Below are 16555 nucleotides of genomic sequence, written 5' to 3'. Positions count from 1 at the left end.
GACCCCGTTCTGGGCTGCCATGATGAGGTTTGCGGCCCCTCCAATACGAGAGGGCGTGCGGGGCAAAGTCCGTTCGAACAGCCGGGCTGGGATGCAACACGACCACCTCAGGCGCGACGCAACGCGAGGACCGCTGGAGACACCGTGACGCAAAACAGGCCCCGGCGGGAACGCCGGAGCCTGACGGGACGCCGGGGGACCGGCAAACAATTCTAGCGCTCAATGGGTTCCGCGGCGTCCCGCGTCCCCTGTTCGGGGCTTCTTTTAGGCCATGCCCCCGGCGCTGTCGCGCGCGGGGGTGAAGGTGTTTGGATCCCCTCGCCCCGCTCGCGGGGAGAGGGACGCGACGACCTCGTCGTCGGCGCGTCGAGGCGGCAGCCGAGGGTGAGGGGGCGATGACGGACGAGTCTCTTTCGGAATCGCCCCCTCACCCCCGCTTCGGCTTCGCCTCTCGCTCATCGCGGACACGATGAGGTGTCCGCGATCCTCTCCCCGCGCGCGGGGAGAGGGGGATGCTCCCCTGCGATCAATCCTTCAGGTCGGCCGGCACCTTGCCGCCATTCTCTTCGAGCTTCTTGATGACCTGCTTGTGCAGCCAGACGTTCATCGTGGCCGAGTCTTCCTTGTCGCCGGTGTAGTGTAGTTCGTCGGCGAGCGACTTGCGGGCGCTGAGGCTCGAATCGATGTCGAGGAGCTTCATCAGGTCGACGATGGAGGTCCGCCAGTTGAGGGTCTGGGAGTTCTTCGCGGCCATGCCGTTCAGCACGGCTTCCACGTCCACCGGCTCGCCGGGCTTCGGAGCGGCCGCCGATTCCGTGGGGGCGGTGGTGGTGGAGCCGGCCGGGGCGTTTGCCGGTGCGGCATCCGCCGAGGTGGTTCCGCCGCCGAACGGATGGAGGATCTTGCTGACGATGCTGCCGAGAAAGCTCATGGCGTCTGTCCTTGTCGTTGGTCGGTCGTCTCGATGGACGGCCGAGGCCTTGCTCTTCACGAGGTCCTGCCTCTCAACTGAATACAGCCAAGGCCGTTCCGGCCGGACGCCCGGGGCTGGGGAATAAAGCCTCTCCCCTCAAGCTTGGCCGTGGAAGGGCGTCCTTAGATTCGCGAAGCGGGCCGTTCTTTCGCGCAACGGTGTTTGAAGAACGCGGCTCCTGTGGCATGGCCGGGCCACGGCTCGCCGCGAGCCGACCTGCTTCCCCCGGAATCCGGACCCTTCGATGCGCCCTGCCCTTCCCGTCATCGCGACGATCCTGGCCTCCCTGGCCGGTTGGCTGATCGCGGCCCCCGCCTCCGCCCAGACGGCTCCGATCCCCATGCGGATCGGCGTCATCCCGGTCATCGGCGCCTCGCCGATCTTCGTCGCCGACGGCGAGGGCTGGCTCAAGGAGGCGGGCCTCGCCCCCTCCTTCACCACCTTCGAATCCGGCCCGAACATGATCCAGGCTCTCGCCTCGGGCACGATCGACGTCTACGTGGCCGGGGTCGCGCCGCTGGCCGTGGCGCGGACCAAGAACATCGACGTCCGCGTCGTCGCCTCCACGGCGGTGGAGGAGATGGTGTTCGTGGCCGGGCCGAAGCTCGCCCCGTTCTTCGCCAACGGTGCCAGCAAAGCCGAGGCCTTCGCGCAGTTCAAGGCCAAGGAAGGCCGCTCCGCGCGGCTCGCCACCCAGCCCCTCGGCTCGGTGCCCAACACCACCCTGCAGCATTGGCTGTGGCAGGTGGCGAAGGCCGACAAGGCCAATGCCGAGGTGGTGCCCATGGGGATCGACGCCACGCAGCAGGCGATCCTCGCCGGCGCCGTCGACGGCGCCTCGATCCGCGAGCCGGCCCTCACCATCATCCAGGGCCGCAATCCGGGCGTGAAGCTGATCGCCAACGGAGCCGAGATGTTCCCCGACCAGCCGGGCACGGTGGTGGGCGTCTACGGCGCTTATGCCGACCGCAACCCCGGCGCCGTGGAATCCCTGGTGCGCTCCCTCATCCGCGCCGACACGCTGCTGAAATCCGACTCGGCCAAGGCCGCGCCCCACGTGCTCGCCGCCCTCGGCAAGGGCATCGTCGACCTCGCCACGATCCAGAAGGCCCTGACCTCGCCGGCGGCGAAGTTCACCGTCGATCCGCGCGCCATCATCGTCGCCACCAAGGCGATGCAGGCCTATCAGGTCTCCATCGGCGCCCTCGAGAAGGACGTGCCCCTCGATGGGCTGTTCGACTCGCGCTACTACGAGAAGGCGATCGCGCGCTGATCGGATGAAGGCCCTTCGCGCACCCGCCCTCGCGGCTCTCGGACTCGTCGCCTTCCTCCTGTTCTGGGAGGCGATGCCTCGGCTCGGGCTGATCAACCCGGCCTTCCTGCCGCCGCCGAGCACGATCCCGGCCGCCTTCCTCAACGAGATCCGTCTCGGGGTGTGGGGCGAGGCGGTGTTGTCGAGCCTGAGCCACTACCTCGTCGGCCTCGCCGTCGGCGCCGGGGCAGGCATCGCGCTCGGCATCCTGGTGGGCATGTTCCGGGGCTTCGAGGCGCTCACCGCCTGGATCGTGCGCCTGCTGCGGCCCATTCCCGGCCTCGCCTGGGTGCCCTTCGCCATCATCTGGTTCGGGGTCCAGCCCTCGGCCGCCGTGTTCATCATCGCCATCGGCGTGTTCTGGATCGTGTTTTTCGCGACTCAAGGGGCCGTGCGCGGGGTCGACCGGGACCTCGTGGAGGTCGCCCAGGCCTTCGGTTTCCGCTCTCCGCTGGCGCGGCTCACCAAGATCCTGCTGCCGGCTGCGACCCCCGGCATCCTCGTCGGCCTGCGCACGGCCCTCGGCCAGGCCTGGATGGCGGTGGTGGCCGCCGAGATCTTCGGCGTGCCGGGTGTCGGCGCGCGCATGATGCAGGCCTCCAGCCTCCTCTCCACCGATATCGTGGTCGTCTACATGCTCACCATGGCCGGCCTCTACGGGCTGTTCGACACCGGCTTCGTCGCCCTCCAGAGCTGGCTCCTGCGGTGGCGCGCCTGATGGACCCGATCATCGACATACGCGGCCTCAGCCTGGCCTACGAGCGCGACGGGGTGCGCAATGTCATCCTGTCGGAGCTGGATCTCTCCATCGCGCGCGGCGAGTTCGTGGTCATCGTCGGCGAATCCGGCGTCGGCAAATCTACCGTCCTGCGCGTTCTCATCGGCCTCGCCGCCCCCAGCGGGGGAACGGTGCGCCTCGCCACGCGCGAGGGCTGCCGCACGCCGATGGCGCTGGTGTTCCAGGATGCGCGCCTGCTGCCCTGGCGCCGGGTCGTCGCCAACGTGGCCTTCGGCCTGGAAGGCAGCGGCCTGTCGAAGCCTCAGCGCCTCGCCAAGGCGCAGGAGATGCTCGACCTCGTCGGACTCGGCGAATACGGCCAGCGCTGGCCGCACCAACTCTCGGGCGGGCAACGCCAGCGCGTCGCCATCGCGCGCGCGCTCGCCGTGGACCCGGACGTGCTCCTGATGGACGAGCCGTTCTCCGCACTCGACAGTTTCACCCGCGAGGGCCTGCAGGACGAGTTGCAGCGCATCCAGGCCGCGACCGGCAAGACCATCCTGTTCGTCACCCACGACATCGACGAGGCCGTCACCCTGGCCGACCGTGTCGTGGTCTTGGCAGGAAGCCCGGGCCGGGTCGCGGCCGACATGACGATCGACGTGCCGCGTCCGCGCCGCCGCCGCGACGAGGCGCTGACCCGGGCTGCCCGAAACCTGCGGGCCGAGCTTTCGGGGCGGTCCGCGGAGCTGTGACCGCCCCGTAAGGCCGCTTCGCGAGACGGCCGGGGCCGTCTGTATCGAATCCGTCGCCCCATCCGCGGCGATGCCGCCGCATGCGCCATTGCATCCTGCGGCCAAAGATTGCATCGCTCCGCACCCGAGACCGCCTGGACGGTCGATCGGCAGAGAGACCCTACCATGACGCCCGACGAGATTGCCGACCTCAACCGCGCCCGCGCCAGCCTCTCGCGACAGCGCAACGCCTTGGCCAAGCGGATCGGTTCGAGCGAACTCGCAGCTGCCTCCGCCGCCGAGGATTTCATGCGCATCCTCCTCGCCATCGAGGCGGTGGACCGGGCGCTGACCAATGCCGGGCAGCCCTACATGCCGCCCGATGCCGGGGCCTGAACCATGGCCGATACGAAGGATGCCAACGGCACAAAGCTGGCCGACGGGGATTCCGTCACGCTGGTGAAGGATCTCAAGGTGAAGGGCACCTCCACCACCCTGAAGCGCGGGACGCTCATCAAGAACATCCGCCTCACGGAAGATCCTGAAGAGATCGAGTGCAACGCCGAGAAGGTGAAGGGCCTCGTTCTGAAGACACAGTTCCTCAAGAAAGCCTGAGGATCAATCGCCGGACTCGCTGCTGATCGCGCGGGCCGGCGACCGGCTCAGGCTTCGAATGGCGCGGGACGGACGGCCCGACTTCTCGGCGATGGCGCGGTCCTGCTCCTCGATCAGTTGCCGGGCGGGCTCGTCACCGTCGAGCCCTCCGAGGATTTCCATGGGAACCCGACGGTTCGAGGCACGGGACTCGTCTTCATAGACCACGTCGAACAGGACTGAGCCCCGCTCCTGCGGTTTCGACTTTGTACGCTTGGCCATGACAAATGCTCGATGATGCGATCGGGGAATGTGATGTCGAGGGTTCGGTAGGCGAAATGTTCGACGTTCGACCGTCTGGTCCCGCCGACATTCCTGCGCCGTGACCGTCACCGTTGGGAGACGCCACGACCGAACTCGCAGCGCTACATGGTCCCGGCGAAACAGGTTGGCAACCCGCCTTTCTGGACGCGCAGGCGCGGTAGACCCGCCTGTGGCATGATGCGTGCGCGCCGCCGAGCAAGACCGGCCTGCCGTGGCGGCCGGTCCGATGATGCCAGGAGCCAAGCCGACGATGACCGATCCGACGCCGCTGACACGTTTTTCCGTCGCACCCTTGGCCCGGATGACCCGGCATCTCGCCGGCGTCGCCGCGGGGCGGGCGGAGCCCGATCTCGTCATCACCGGTGCGCGTATCCTCTCCACCTATTCCGAGCGGATCCGGCCGGACAGTGAAGTCTGGATCGCCGGAGGACGTATCGCCGCCGTAAAGCCTGCCGGTGCCTATCGCGGGAGTGCCCCCCGTTACGATGCGGCCGGCGGTATTCTGGCGCCCGGCCTGGTGGATCCACATCTGCATATCGAGAGCAGCATGGTGACCGCCTGCGCCTATGCCGAGGCGGCGCTCCTCAACGGCACCACGACCATCGTCTGCGACAGCCACGAGATCGGAAATGTCCTTGATGCGGACGGCATCGCCTGGATGCTGGAGGATGCCCGCGAGGCGCCGCTCAATATCTACCTCACGGTGCCAAGCACGGTCCCGGCTACGTCGCCGGCCTTGGAAACCGCCGGCGGCGACCTGACGGCCGAGAAGATCGGAGCTTTGTTCGATGCGTGGCCGGAGGCGATCGGCCTTGGCGAGAAGATGGATTTCGTCGCCGTCGCCGAGGGCGATGAAAGGGCGCATGCCATCATCGCGGCGGCTCTGCAACGGGGGCGGCCGGTCTCCGGCCATATCTACGGCCGCGGCTTCGTTGCGGCCTACGCGGCCAGCGGGGTCACGGACACCCACGAAGCCACCGACAGGGATATTGCCGACGACCTGCTCGAGGCGGGTTTGTGGATCTACCTGCGCGGCGGCCCGCCGACCACGCCCTGGCACAGTTTGCCCAAGGCTATCGGTACGATCATCGAACTGGGAGCCTCGGCCAAGCGGGTCTGCGTCTGCACCGACGACCGGGATGCGCAGGATCTCCTCGCTTACGGCCTGGATTGGGTGGTGCGCGAGGCAATCCGCATGGGCATCCCCCGCGAACAGGCATGGTCAATGGGCTCGCTCCATCCGGCGACCCGGTATGGGCTCGATGGCGAGATTGGTGGGTTCGGCGGGGGACGTCGGGCCGATCTGGTCCTCCTCGATGATGACTTGATCCCGCAGACCACATGGTATGGCGGACGGTGCGTGGTCGAGAACCGTGCGGTTACTCCCCTCCTCGATGCGGCACTCTCGCGACCCTATCGATATCCTGCACCAGCCTATGCAACGATGCATCTGCCACAGCCGCTTCCTGCCCTCGTCCCGCCGTTTCCCGAAGGCCGCTGTGTCGTCAACGCCATTCGCACCACGCTTCCCGGCATCGAGTTGACCCACGAGCGCTACGATCTGACGCCCGGCCTCGATTGGGTAACGACATTGCGGGACAACGACCTGTGCTTCGTCACCGTGATCGAGCGCCATGGCAGGGCCGGGAACGTCGCGCACGGATTGCTGCGCGCCTTTGGTCTGAAACAGGGCGCTGTCGCGAGCAGTGTCGGCCACGATTCGCACAACGTAATCGTGGCCGGGCTGAATGAAGAGGACATGCGCGTCGCTCTAGATGCGCTGTCGACGATCCAGGGGGGCGTCTGCGTGGTCGAGGATGGGAGGGTCACCGCGATGGTTCCGCTGCCTGTGGCAGGGCTTCTCTCCGACAAGCGCGTCGGCCTCGTCGCCGAAGAAGTCCGTTTGCTGAAGATAGCCTGGGAGCGGGCCGGCTGCACGATCCCCTATATGGGGTTCAACCTGATTCCGCTGTCTGTCATTCCAGAGATTCGGATCACCGACAAAGGCCTCGTGCTGGTGCCGGCCATGAAGATCGTACCGCTTTTTGAACCTGCAGAGAGATAAGATCCACAACTGGGAACCAGGACGCTGTCAACAACGTTGAAAGATCAGGTCTCAACAGCCTTTCCCGTGTCGGCTTTCACAAGCCGTGTTATTACCGAATCGGCCAGCTGAATTGTCCGTTGAGGCGATTGGCTGGCCGTTTTACGTTGTCTCCTATGGGCTTGCGCCCTGTTTCCAGGAGAGGACGCTCTTTTTTTGGAGTGAGTTGATGCGGAATCTTCTGACGCTTGTCGTCCTCGGCTTCGTCGGCTTCGTCCTTGTGGCGATGTTCGTCGCACCAACCCAGCCGGATCTGAAGGCTTGGTACCTCAAGAATGCATGCGAACATCTCGATAAGGTGTCTGCGAAAATCTGTGATCCCATGCGTCAGAATGGCGGACAGGCGCTGTGACGGTATCACCGTGCAACGCTTTCAAGCGGCGGTGACAAACCGGTTTCTCGTGCGCGCGAAGTAACGATTTATTGAATTGGGCTGTCCCAACGGCTGGTTGTCCCGGCCAAGGTGGGGGCGGGTGGAAACGCCTCCAGCCGGCCGTTCTTCGCCGGTGCAGGGGCAGTGCGGGTTGCAGCCCAACACAATACCGATCTTGCCGAATACCGGTGTGACCCCGCACGGTCGGGTCGAAAATACCGGATCTGCTATCGCCTCGATACAAACCGCTACTCGCAGCTAATCCCGTACCAATGCTGGTGCTAGCTAGTTCTTGACGTAAAAATAGCCCAGTGCCAGATGATGGCGCTGGGCTATTTCCATTCCGCTAAATGAAAAAATAGTGCCGGTATGATATTCAGTAGCTGCAGCGCCAAGCCCAGAGACGGGCATCCTAAGGACGCTCACGATGAATTTCCTGGCGAATGGGCATGCGGAGCGGATAACGAGCGCTGTTATCGTATGCGTACTGGACTTGTTCAACTCTGCTCGACGGATCGAGCTGCACCTTGCTAAGTAACACGGGGGCAGCATGGGTTGCCGAAGCGAGGGTAGTACAGGCTGCGAATGCCGTCAGAATGGCAATTTGGAATGATTTCAGCGCCTCGCATTCCGTCGGGCCCTGAGTTAGCGGGTCGGAACCCGACGGAGGTAGAAAACAACTACCGCTACTGAATCTCTAGCACGCCCGCTTGGCCCTCAGACCAGATACAGGGTTGCCGTCGCACGGAACACCTTGGGGCAATGGGCCTCGTTCACAATGCGGAGCGCCTCATCCACCGTGATCTGGCGGTTGAGAGCGAGTTCCTCGAGGGTCATCCAGGTCGATGTCATACGTTTTATCCCTTGCTGTCGGTGACTCAACATGCAGAGGGCGTATTGGTTCATCGAGATGGTTCGCTGGCGGCCATCGGATGACCGGCAATGTGTATGCTTGAGAACTCGTCATGACCGTCCATCGAAAGACGGAATGCGAGCCCCAGATACGACGAAGGCCGCCCGAAGGCGGCCTATCGCGTATGTTCCGCTGGTTGGATGAATTGGAGCGGGCGAAGGGATTCGAACCCTCGACCCCAACCTTGGCAAGGTTGTGCTCTACCCCTGAGCTACACCCGCTCACTATGCCGTGCCGCTGGAGGAGAAGACCCGCCGGCGGCCCCGGACGGCGTCTCTAAACAACATTCCGGCGGGCGTGGCAAGAGTTGTTTTTCGGTTCTTTTGCCGGCGGGCAACTTTCTCGCGTTCTCACCACGTGGCCGTTGGGGAGAGTCCATGGACGATCTCGTCGAGGCGGCTGTGGGTGGCCCGCGTCGTGTCTTTGGGCAAGGCGTCGAGCGCGAAGAAGTCGCTCTGCGCGATTTCCCGGTCTGGCGCCTTCGGTCCGAGGAGTGTGAAAGTGGGGGCGACGTAGACAGCGATGTGGTCGCGGCCCGTTGCGGCGGTGCTGCGGAAGAAGCCATGCAGGCGCAGGGTGTCTGCCGCCTCCACGACGATCTCGGCCTCCTCCCGAAACTCTCGAACCATGGAGTCGATGGCATTCTCGCCAATCTCGATGCCACCCCCGGGCAGGTGCCATCCCTCCACATAAGTATGGCGCACGAGGCAGACGCGGCCCCGAGTGTCGAGGGCGACGCCCCGCACGCCGAGGGTCATCCCACGGGACACGAGGGCGCCGAACTGGAATAACCGTTGGATCAGCGGCCGGTCGACGAGGGAGCCAATCATACGACGTTAAGGCGGATGGCGCCGAAGCCTTCGATGGCCGCCTGCATCACTTGTCCGCGCTCGACCGCACCGACGCCTGAAGGCGTACCGGTGAAGATCAGGTCGCCGGGATGGAGCTCGAAATAGGTGGAAAGGAGTGCGATCTGGTCGGCTATGGACCAAATCATCTCCGATAGGTCGCCGGCTTGGCGGGGATTGTCGTCCACCGAGAGTGTGATGGCGCCGCGCATCGGATGCCTGCGACCTTCGACCGGGTGGAGTGGTCCGATGGGCGCCGAGGCATCGGCCGATTTGGCGAGGTCCCACGGGCGGGAAAGGCGCTTGGCTTCGTCCTGAACGTCGCGTCGGGTCATGTCGAGCCCAACGGCGTAGCCGTAGACATGATCGAGGGCATCGGCCGTGGGGATGTCCTGCCCGCCGCATCCGAGGGCTGCTACGAGTTCCACCTCAAAATGGTAATTGGTGGTGCGGGGCGGATAGGGATGGTCTACTGCATCCGCGCCCGGGACGATCTGAAGTGCGTCCGCCGGTTTCATGAAGAAGAACGGCGGCTCGCGCTCGGGATCCTTCCCCATTTCGCGGGCATGGGCGGCGTAGTTGCGTCCCACGCAATAGACGCGGCGCACAGGGAAAAAGTCCTCGCTGCCAGCAATGGGCAGGGCGGTACGGGGTGGGTTCGGGATCACGGACAGCATCAGTTGGGCGCCTCCTCCGGGTTTGCACTGATCAGTTGCGGCACGGCTCCGTGCCCTGCAAAGACTGGTCACGAACCTTATCATAGGAGGTGAGTTCGCAGCCGCCATCGTGACGGTCCGGCCTCCCCACCTCGTGTTACCCCTCGATCTCCCACCCAGAGCTGCCCGTGACTGCTCCCGCCGATCTTCTCTTCCGTCTCACTGAGCGTTTGGGAGAGAAGCACGTCCTTACGGCCCCCGCAGAGATTGCACCCCATCTCCTGGAATGGCGCGGCCTCTTTCACGGCAGCGCGCTCGCCGTCGTTCGGCCGGCCGATACCGGCGACGTCGCGTTCGTTGTTGCGACCTGCGCCGCCGCTGGAATCGCCATCGTTGCTCAGGGTGGTAATACCGGGTTGGTGGGAGGCGGAGTGCCGCATGGCGGGATCGTCCTGTCGCTTGGTCGCCTCTCGCACATCCGCGCCATCGACCCGTTGAGCGCCAGTATCACCGTCGAGGCGGGCGTCCTGCTCGCCGAGGCTCAGGCGGCGGCCGACCAGGAGGGGATGCTGTTCCCCCTGTCACTGCCCTCGGAGGGCTCGTGCACGATCGGCGGCAACCTCGCCACCAATGCCGGCGGAACCGGCGTCCTTGCCTATGGCAACATGCGCGATCTCGTGCTCGGCCTCGAAGTGGTGCTGGCAGACGGCCGGGTCTGGAACGGGTTGAGCGCGCTGCGCAAAGACAATGCGGGCTACGACCTGAAACACCTGTTCGTTGGATCAGAAGGGACCCTTGGAATCATCACCGCGGCGGTGCTGAAGCTCTATCCCAAGCCTTCGTCGCGGGCAGTCGGCTTTGCGGGTCTTTCGTCGCCGCATTCCGCTCTGGCCTTGTTCGACATGCTTAAACGGACGGCTTGCCATAACCTTACGGCATTCGAGTACATTCCGCGCTTCGGCCTCGAAATCGTACTGAAACACAGACCTGCTTTTCCACGTCCCCTTCCCGGGGATCATGCGGGCTACGCGCTCATCGAAATGTCTACGACGCACGCTGGGGCCGAGGCCTCGGGTGCCATCGAGACGGCGCTTGCCGCTGCTATCGATCGTGGTCTCGTGGAAAACGCGGTCATCGGGTCGAGTGAGACGCAGAACGCGAGCCTATGGGCGCTCCGAGAAAACTTGTCTGACGTTCAGTCGCTCGAAGGCGGCTCGATCAAGCACGACGTCTCGGTGCCGCTATCGCGTCTCGCCGATTTCCTCGATACGGCGATCGCGGCATGCGAGGCTGAAATGCCTGGCCTGCGTGTCTGCGCCTTCGGGCATTTCGGCGACGGCAACATCCACTTCAACCTTAGCCAGCCTCTCGGCATGGACAAGGCTACGTTCCTCAAGGAATGGGGACGCTTCAACAGGATCGTTCACGACATCGTGCATCGGATGGGCGGGTCCATCGCCGCCGAACATGGCATCGGCCTAATCAAGCGAGACGAACTGGGCCTCTACGCCGATCCGGTCGGCCTGGACCTGATGCGCCGGCTCAAGTGCGCCCTCGATCCGCGAGATTTGCTGAACCCCGGGAAGGTGATCGCGTTGTCAGCGAACCCTCCCCCGGCGCTTCCGAAGGAGTAAGCGCCGGGGGCGTGTGACTTCTCCGCATACGCCATCCAGGCACTCACGGCGTTGTTCACATGCCCCATTGTGCGTCGCACAAGAAAAGATCACAATCGATCTCGCGATGCGCCATGAAACGGCTTCAAGTCCTGATCTAAAGCGTTATTGCGTTGAGAGTGCTCCATGGGTGCGCTGCAGCGTCTTATGGGGACGTTAACGGTCCTGACCCCTTCAGTAAGAGGCGGATCGCACCCTCAATGAAGGTCTGCAGCCCAGCGACAACGATGCACCAGCTGCGTCCATGGATTTCAGGGACCGAAGGAGACAAGACGATGCCGATCTCGCAGGCGAGAGTTCCCACTGCCGAGGCAAGCCGCTACCTGAAGCAGCTCTGCCGCCATTGGAGCCATAAATTCCCCGTGGAAGCGACGGACGCGGCCGGTACGGTCCCGTTCGGCGAAGATCGCGTTTGCACGTTCCAGGCAGAGGCCGATGCTTTGTTGATGCGTGTCGCGACTCCTGATCCAGCTGGTCTGACGCGGCTGGAAAACGTGGTGGCCGACCATCTCATGCGTTTCGCCTTCCGCGAGAATCTCGGCGAAATCACTTGGTCGCGCGCTGCTTGACCATCTCGCTGCGGGTCCCGCGCTTGAATCAGCATCACGAATCCCGATCTTGCTGAACGCCCGCCCCGTGGCATATGCGGGATGGAGCTAAGGAGATTGGTGATGACGACGAGCACTGGGGCTGACACGACCGCCCTCTCCTTCGACGAGCGGATTAGCCGCCTCGCCGAGGTGGCGGTCCGCATTGGGCTCGGACTCCAGAACGGCCAGGAATTGGTGATGACGGCGCCGCTCGAAGCTGCGCCTCTCGCCCGTGCGATCACCACCGAGGCTTACAAGGCCGGCGCGTCCCTGGTGACTACTTTCTATTCCGACGACGCTGCGACCTTGGCGCGCTTCGCCCACGCACCTGAGGACGCGTTCGATACGGCGGCGGGCTGGCTCTACAGCGGTATGGCCAACGCGTTCCGGAACGGAGCCGCAAGGCTTGCGATCGCCGGGGATGATCCGTCGTTGCTGGCTGGACAGGACGCCCAGAAAGTCGCCCGCGCCAATCGCTCGCGCTCGAAGGCCTATGTGCCGGCTCTCGAACTCATCGCGAATTTCGCCACGAATTGGACGATCGTTTCAGCGGCGACCCGCCCCTGGGCACGGACCGTTTTCCCGGATTGCGCCGAGGACGAAGCCCTCTCACGCCTGTGGAACGCGATCTTTGCGGCGTCTCGCGTTGACGGTACCGACCCGGTGGGCGAGTGGAAGGCGCATAACGAGGCTCTCCACGCCCGCACTAAGATTCTCAACGAGCATCGCTTCGCTGCCTTGCGGTTTCAGGGACCGGACACCGACCTCACCGTCGGCCTTGCCGACGATCACGAGTGGTGCGGTGGGGCCTCTGTTTCGCGCAGCGGGATCCTGTGCAACGCCAATATTCCCACCGAGGAGGTGTTCACCACGCCTCACAAGTCGCGGGTGGACGGCCACGTGGCAAGCACCAAGCCCTTATCCTACCAGGGTACGCTGATCGACGGCATCCGGGTAAGGTTCGAAGATGGGCGCATCGTCGAGGCAACGGCTCGCACAGGGGGCGATGTCCTCGCGCGCGTCCTCGACACGGATGAGGGGGCTCGCCGTCTCGGTGAGGTCGCCCTGGTGCCGGCTTCGTCTGCTATCTCCGCTTCTGGACTGCTGTTTTACAATACCCTGTACGACGAGAATGCGGCGAGCCACATCGCCCTGGGGCAGGCTTACAGCAAATGCTTCCGCGACGGCGGTGAAGGCTTCAGTGAGGACGATCTCACGGCACGGGGTGCGAACCGCAGCCTGATCCATATCGACTGGATGATTGGCTCGGTCGAGATCGACGTCGATGGCCTTACCGCCGAAGGGCGCGCCGTGCCGGTTATGCGCGCTGGGGAATGGGTGGGCTGAAGCGGCGAAGGCAGTAAGCGGGCCAAGGCTCAGAAACCTGGCCCCTTCGTCGCGCCGAGAATGCGGGCGGGATGGGCCAGCGTCCCACTCTGGAGCATGACCACGTAGCTGTCGGCATGACCTGAACGAGCGAGGCTACGCGGGAGCTCGAAATGCGCGGCCTGGCCCATCCAGGCTCCGACCTTGTGCATCCCGCGCACCACGTTCACGTAATCGATCACCTGTCCCTTGTTCTCACCGTGCCCGACTGCCGTCCTGTGCCTGCGCAGGATCGGGAGTAGCCAGACCTCGCCGCTTCCCCGTCCGGCGCCGATATCGATGGTGATACGGTCCCCCTGGTCCGTTGCCTTTACAGGCACCATAAGGCCCCCCGACTGTCGCGCCGTGCGGAGGCTTCGGTCGAGGAAGGCCTGGTCCGACCTGACCGGGGATGGCTCGCCGTTGACGATGGCCTGCGGTGTGAAAAGCTGGCGCTCGCCATGGCTCAGAGCATAGGCGCGCTGGCGTTCGGTGAAGGCCGGGATCGCGAGTTCGTCCTTCCAGCCAAGATAGTCCCAGTAGGTGACCGGAAGGGTCAGGGCGATGATGTCGGCCTGCTGGGCGTAATCCCCCATCATCCGCGAGGCCTGCTGGCAGGCGCCGCAACCTTGGCTGGTGAAGAGCTCGATCACCGCGCGAGGCGGCTCGGCGTGTGCCGGGCCAGTCATGCACGAAAGGAGAAGTGTCAGTGTGAGAGGGTTCAGCGCGGAGCGGCGTAGCCGTAAAGCGGATCGGGCCATATCCCTATGTGACAGCGCCTCAACCGGAAACGGAAGTCACGTTGCCTCGATGGGCCGCGGATGGATCAGGCTGCTTAACTGGAGCAACCTTGGGTTTGGGCAGCATGTTCGGCCGCCACCGCCTGTGCATCCACAACCACTGACCCGGATTTTCCCGAACCCATTCCTCAACCACGCGTGTCATCGCCTGCATTGCGCCCTGCACATCAATTTCGCCCTTGGCATCGCGGGGTAGGTCGAGGGGAGGCGTGAGTTCGAGATGGAAGCGGGCATTGTCCTTGCGCACCACGCGGACCCCGTGGACGGGGCATTCGTAATGCTTGGCGAGCTTGGCGAGCAGCGGATTCACCAGAACGGGTCGACCAAAGAACTCCACGACTACGCCACGGGTGAAATGCTGATCGATGAGCTGGCCGAGATGGCCGCCGCGTTCCACGACGCCCTGCATGGAAAATACGGCGCCCTGCCCCGCCGCCGCCAGGCCACCCATGGTCTCTCGGCGCACCTCGGCGACGAGGCGGGCCGAGGCTATATCGTTGGGCGGCCGGAAAATCGCCGTGGCCTCAAGGCCGTAGCGAGCGGCGCAGATCGCCGGCAATTCCCAGTTGGCGAGGTGTGCGGCAAAGATCAGCCCCGGCTTGCCGTCGTCGCGCAAAGCCTCGAAATGCTCCGCGCCGGCAACGGACATGCGCTGACTTGCTGGATCGGCGGGGTCGATATCGAATAGGGTTGCAAGATGTGCGTATTCCGCTCCCGTCCGGCCTAGATTGTCCCAGGCTTGGCGCGCGAGCGCCCTGATCGCGGCCTCATCTTCCTCGGGATAGGCGGCACGCAGGTTCGCCAATGCGATGCGGTTCGCGGGTAGGAAAGGACCGACTCTCCGTGCAATCGCCCCGCCGGTCCGGCTCGCCCGCTCGGTCCCCAGCAATCGCGCCAGCCAGAATAGGCAGCGGACCAACGGAATCATGGCGATCCCCGCCATCCGGGGCAGATGGCGGTTCAGGACGAGGGCAAGACGCAGCACGAGACTATCCGGGAGTGGCTATCGCGCTCGTGTAGAACATTTTCCGGGTAAGGGGCAGCCTGAGGTGAATGCGAGTCTCGCCGCCCAGGCGACATATCAGTCGATCGCCACGAGGATTTTCCCGAACACCTTGCGCGATTCCAGGCGTTCCAGCCCCTGTGAAAAGTCCGCGAGTGGCAGCACGGTATCCACTACTGGCGTGATCCCCTCGGCCATTTTCGCCAGGGATTGGCGGATGTTGGCCATAGAGCAGCCGAAGGACCCGGTAATGCGGTACTGTTGCTGGAACAGCTGCATGAGGTTCATGGTCGTAGAGACACCGGAGGTGGAACCACAGGTGACGAGGCGGCCGCCGCGCTTGAGGCAGAGGAGCGAGCCGTTCCAGGTGTCCGGGCCGACATGCTCGAACACTACGTCTACACCCTTTCGCTTGGTCAGGCGGCGGACCTCGCCCTCGAAGCGCTCGTCGCGGTAGTTGATGACGTGATCGGCGCCCAGCGCCTTGGCCATCTCGCCCTTCTTGTCGTCGCCCACCGTCGTGAACACAGTGCAGCCAATGGCTTTGGCCATCTTGATCGCGGCGGTACCGATCCCCGAGCCACCGGCATGAACGAGGATGCTCTCGCCGGGCTCCAGCTTGGCATTGTCGAACAGCATGTGCTGGACAGTGCCGAAGGCGATCGGAGCACAGGCTGCATCGGTGAAGCTCACCCCATCGGGTACCTTCACTACGAGACGTGCTGGCATGGTGACACGCTCGCGCGCGAACCCGTCGATATGGAAGCCCATAACGCCGGAGACGTCCTCGCACAGGTTGTCTCGACCCTCCCGGCAGGCCTTGCAGCGACCACACGTCTGCGCGCCGTACATCACCACGCGGTCGCCCTCACGCAGATCCGTGACGCCCTCGCCAACGCAGACGATCTCGCCCGAGGCTTCGGCCCCTACCGTGAGCGGCATCTTGCGCTTGGCGAAGGCCATGCCGCGAAAGCCCCAGACGTCGATGAAGTTCAAGCCCACCGCGCGCACGCGGATCTGAACCTCGCCCCCGCCGGGAGCTGCCGGCGGATCGACCTCGCTGAGGCGCAGGTCGCGGTCACCGAAGAGTTGGAGGGCTTGCATCGGGCTTGTCTCTCGTCGGGCGCTTCGGGCTCCGAACCTCCTTCGTACCACCTCATCCTGAGGTGCCCGCGTGGGCGGGTGTAGAGGGAGGGCTACGGGGCCCGCGTGCCGTCTGGAGTCCTCCTTCGAGGCCTCCACAATGCTCCGGCACCTCAGGATGAGGGAACGGAATGGGTAGGGCGCCTTATCGACTGAAAGTCGGCTCGGCTCAATCCGGCGCGAGGTAGCGTCGCCGCGCCCAGCCGAGGATCGGACCGGCCTTGACCCGACACCAAGTGAGGCCGCTCGGCGTCTCGTTGGTGCAGCCGAAGCCGCGCAGGCGCGCGCCTTCTGGCGCTTGGCCCAGTACGGGCGCGGAGGCATCCGGGGTCTCGCGGATACTCAACGCGTCGCCGCGCGGAAGACCATCGACGCGGAAAGCGCCGGTTTCGGCGATTGCCGGAGTTGCTGTCAGAACCAGCGCGAAGATGA

The 16555-nt window shown here is 64.6% G+C and carries 19 protein-coding genes and 1 tRNA gene; 10 read left to right on the top strand and 10 right to left on the bottom strand.

The genetic code is table 11. The features are described from left to right. Positions 1-526 precede the first annotated feature (526 nt). Positions 527-931: a DUF3597 domain-containing protein gene (locus IPV08_RS22270; RefSeq protein ID WP_207413793.1), complete on the bottom strand. Its 405-nt coding sequence runs from the start codon at positions 929-931 to the stop codon at positions 527-529. Positions 932-1217: 286 nt separating this feature from the next. On the opposite strand from IPV08_RS22270, the gene IPV08_RS22265 reads away from it, so the two are divergent. From IPV08_RS22265 to IPV08_RS22245, 5 genes are all read left to right on the top strand, one after another. After that, positions 1218-2246, top strand: a complete 1029-nt coding sequence (locus tag IPV08_RS22265) for an ABC transporter substrate-binding protein (RefSeq protein WP_207413791.1) — start codon at positions 1218-1220, stop codon at positions 2244-2246. A 4-nt stretch (positions 2247-2250) separates the two neighbouring features. Continuing rightward, positions 2251-3003: an ABC transporter permease gene (locus IPV08_RS22260; protein ID WP_207413789.1), complete on the top strand. Its 753-nt coding sequence runs from the start codon at positions 2251-2253 to the stop codon at positions 3001-3003. Continuing rightward, on the top strand, positions 3003-3758 hold the full coding sequence (locus IPV08_RS22255; RefSeq protein WP_207413787.1) for an ABC transporter ATP-binding protein: 756 nt from the start codon (positions 3003-3005) through the stop codon (positions 3756-3758). The genes IPV08_RS22260 and IPV08_RS22255 overlap by 1 nt, the downstream gene beginning before the upstream one ends. A gap of 165 nt (positions 3759-3923) precedes the next feature. Beyond that, positions 3924-4133, top strand: a complete 210-nt coding sequence (locus tag IPV08_RS22250) for a hypothetical protein (protein WP_056427534.1) — start codon at positions 3924-3926, stop codon at positions 4131-4133. A gap of 3 nt (positions 4134-4136) precedes the next feature. Continuing rightward, entirely contained in the window at positions 4137-4352 is a 216-nt protein-coding gene (locus IPV08_RS22245) for an alkylphosphonate utilization protein (RefSeq protein ID WP_056427531.1), read from the top strand. Positions 4353-4355: 3 nt separating this feature from the next. Here the strand turns inward: IPV08_RS22245 and IPV08_RS22240 are convergent, their stop codons facing one another. Further along, entirely contained in the window at positions 4356-4613 is a 258-nt protein-coding gene (locus IPV08_RS22240) for a hypothetical protein (protein ID WP_056427528.1), read from the bottom strand. 292 nt (positions 4614-4905) lie between these two features. Here IPV08_RS22240 and IPV08_RS22235 point away from each other — a divergent pair, with 292 nt between their 5' ends. Both IPV08_RS22235 and IPV08_RS22230 read left to right on the top strand, forming a co-directional pair. Continuing rightward, on the top strand, positions 4906-6720 hold the full coding sequence (locus IPV08_RS22235) for an adenine deaminase C-terminal domain-containing protein (RefSeq protein ID WP_207413785.1): 1815 nt from the start codon (positions 4906-4908) through the stop codon (positions 6718-6720). A 208-nt stretch (positions 6721-6928) separates the two neighbouring features. Beyond that, a complete protein-coding gene (locus tag IPV08_RS22230) occupies positions 6929-7111 on the top strand; it encodes a hypothetical protein (RefSeq protein ID WP_056427522.1) in 183 nt (60 codons plus the stop codon). A gap of 738 nt (positions 7112-7849) precedes the next feature. Here the strand turns inward: IPV08_RS22230 and IPV08_RS24980 are convergent. The 4 genes from IPV08_RS24980 to IPV08_RS22215 all read right to left on the bottom strand — a co-directional run bounded on the left by IPV08_RS24980 (position 7850) and on the right by IPV08_RS22215 (position 9570). Continuing rightward, the gene (locus IPV08_RS24980) at positions 7850-7984 is read right to left on the bottom strand and encodes a hypothetical protein (protein ID WP_280136553.1); all 135 of its coding nucleotides are present in this window, start codon (positions 7982-7984) and stop codon (positions 7850-7852) included. A gap of 207 nt (positions 7985-8191) precedes the next feature. Continuing rightward, a tRNA-Gly gene (locus IPV08_RS22225) sits at positions 8192-8266 on the bottom strand. 129 nt (positions 8267-8395) lie between these two features. Beyond that, positions 8396-8875: an NUDIX domain-containing protein gene (locus IPV08_RS22220; RefSeq protein ID WP_207413783.1), complete on the bottom strand. Its 480-nt coding sequence runs from the start codon at positions 8873-8875 to the stop codon at positions 8396-8398. After that, a complete protein-coding gene (locus tag IPV08_RS22215; protein ID WP_207413781.1) occupies positions 8872-9570 on the bottom strand; it encodes a fumarylacetoacetate hydrolase family protein in 699 nt (232 codons plus the stop codon). Before IPV08_RS22215 ends, IPV08_RS22220 begins: the two co-directional genes overlap by 4 nt. Before the next feature lie 161 nt (positions 9571-9731). Here IPV08_RS22215 and IPV08_RS22210 point away from each other — a divergent pair, with 161 nt between their 5' ends. From IPV08_RS22210 to IPV08_RS22200, 3 genes are all read left to right on the top strand, one after another. After that, entirely contained in the window at positions 9732-11183 is a 1452-nt protein-coding gene (locus tag IPV08_RS22210) for an FAD-binding oxidoreductase (RefSeq protein ID WP_207413798.1), read from the top strand. Positions 11184-11497: 314 nt separating this feature from the next. Next, complete coding sequence (locus IPV08_RS22205; RefSeq protein ID WP_056427510.1) at positions 11498-11791, top strand: DUF2218 domain-containing protein; 294 nt, start codon at positions 11498-11500, stop codon at positions 11789-11791. Between the two features lie 102 nt (positions 11792-11893). Further along, complete coding sequence (locus tag IPV08_RS22200) at positions 11894-13159, top strand: aminopeptidase (protein ID WP_207413779.1); 1266 nt, start codon at positions 11894-11896, stop codon at positions 13157-13159. Positions 13160-13188: 29 nt separating this feature from the next. Here IPV08_RS22200 and IPV08_RS22195 read toward each other — a convergent pair whose 3' ends face one another. The 4 genes from IPV08_RS22195 to IPV08_RS22180 form a co-directional block, all read right to left on the bottom strand. After that, a complete protein-coding gene (locus IPV08_RS22195) occupies positions 13189-13830 on the bottom strand; it encodes a DUF1223 domain-containing protein (RefSeq protein ID WP_348646174.1) in 642 nt (213 codons plus the stop codon). 127 nt (positions 13831-13957) lie between these two features. After that, on the bottom strand, positions 13958-14962 hold the full coding sequence (locus IPV08_RS22190) for a lipid A biosynthesis lauroyl acyltransferase (protein WP_207413775.1): 1005 nt from the start codon (positions 14960-14962) through the stop codon (positions 13958-13960). Between the two features lie 96 nt (positions 14963-15058). Next, positions 15059-16084 (bottom strand): zinc-binding dehydrogenase, encoded by a 1026-nt coding sequence (locus IPV08_RS22185; RefSeq protein WP_056427503.1) that lies wholly within the window; start codon positions 16082-16084, stop codon positions 15059-15061. Positions 16085-16292: 208 nt separating this feature from the next. After that, positions 16293-16553, bottom strand: coding sequence for an SH3 domain-containing protein (locus IPV08_RS22180; protein WP_348646175.1), 261 nt, complete (start codon positions 16551-16553; stop codon positions 16293-16295). Positions 16554-16555 lie beyond the last annotated feature (2 nt).

This window comes from Methylobacterium sp. SD274 (assembly GCF_017355285.1).
Lineage (GTDB): Bacteria > Pseudomonadota > Alphaproteobacteria > Rhizobiales > Beijerinckiaceae > Methylobacterium.
Note: the sequence above shows the minus strand (reverse complement) of the source record. Positions and strands in the feature narration are given on the sequence as shown.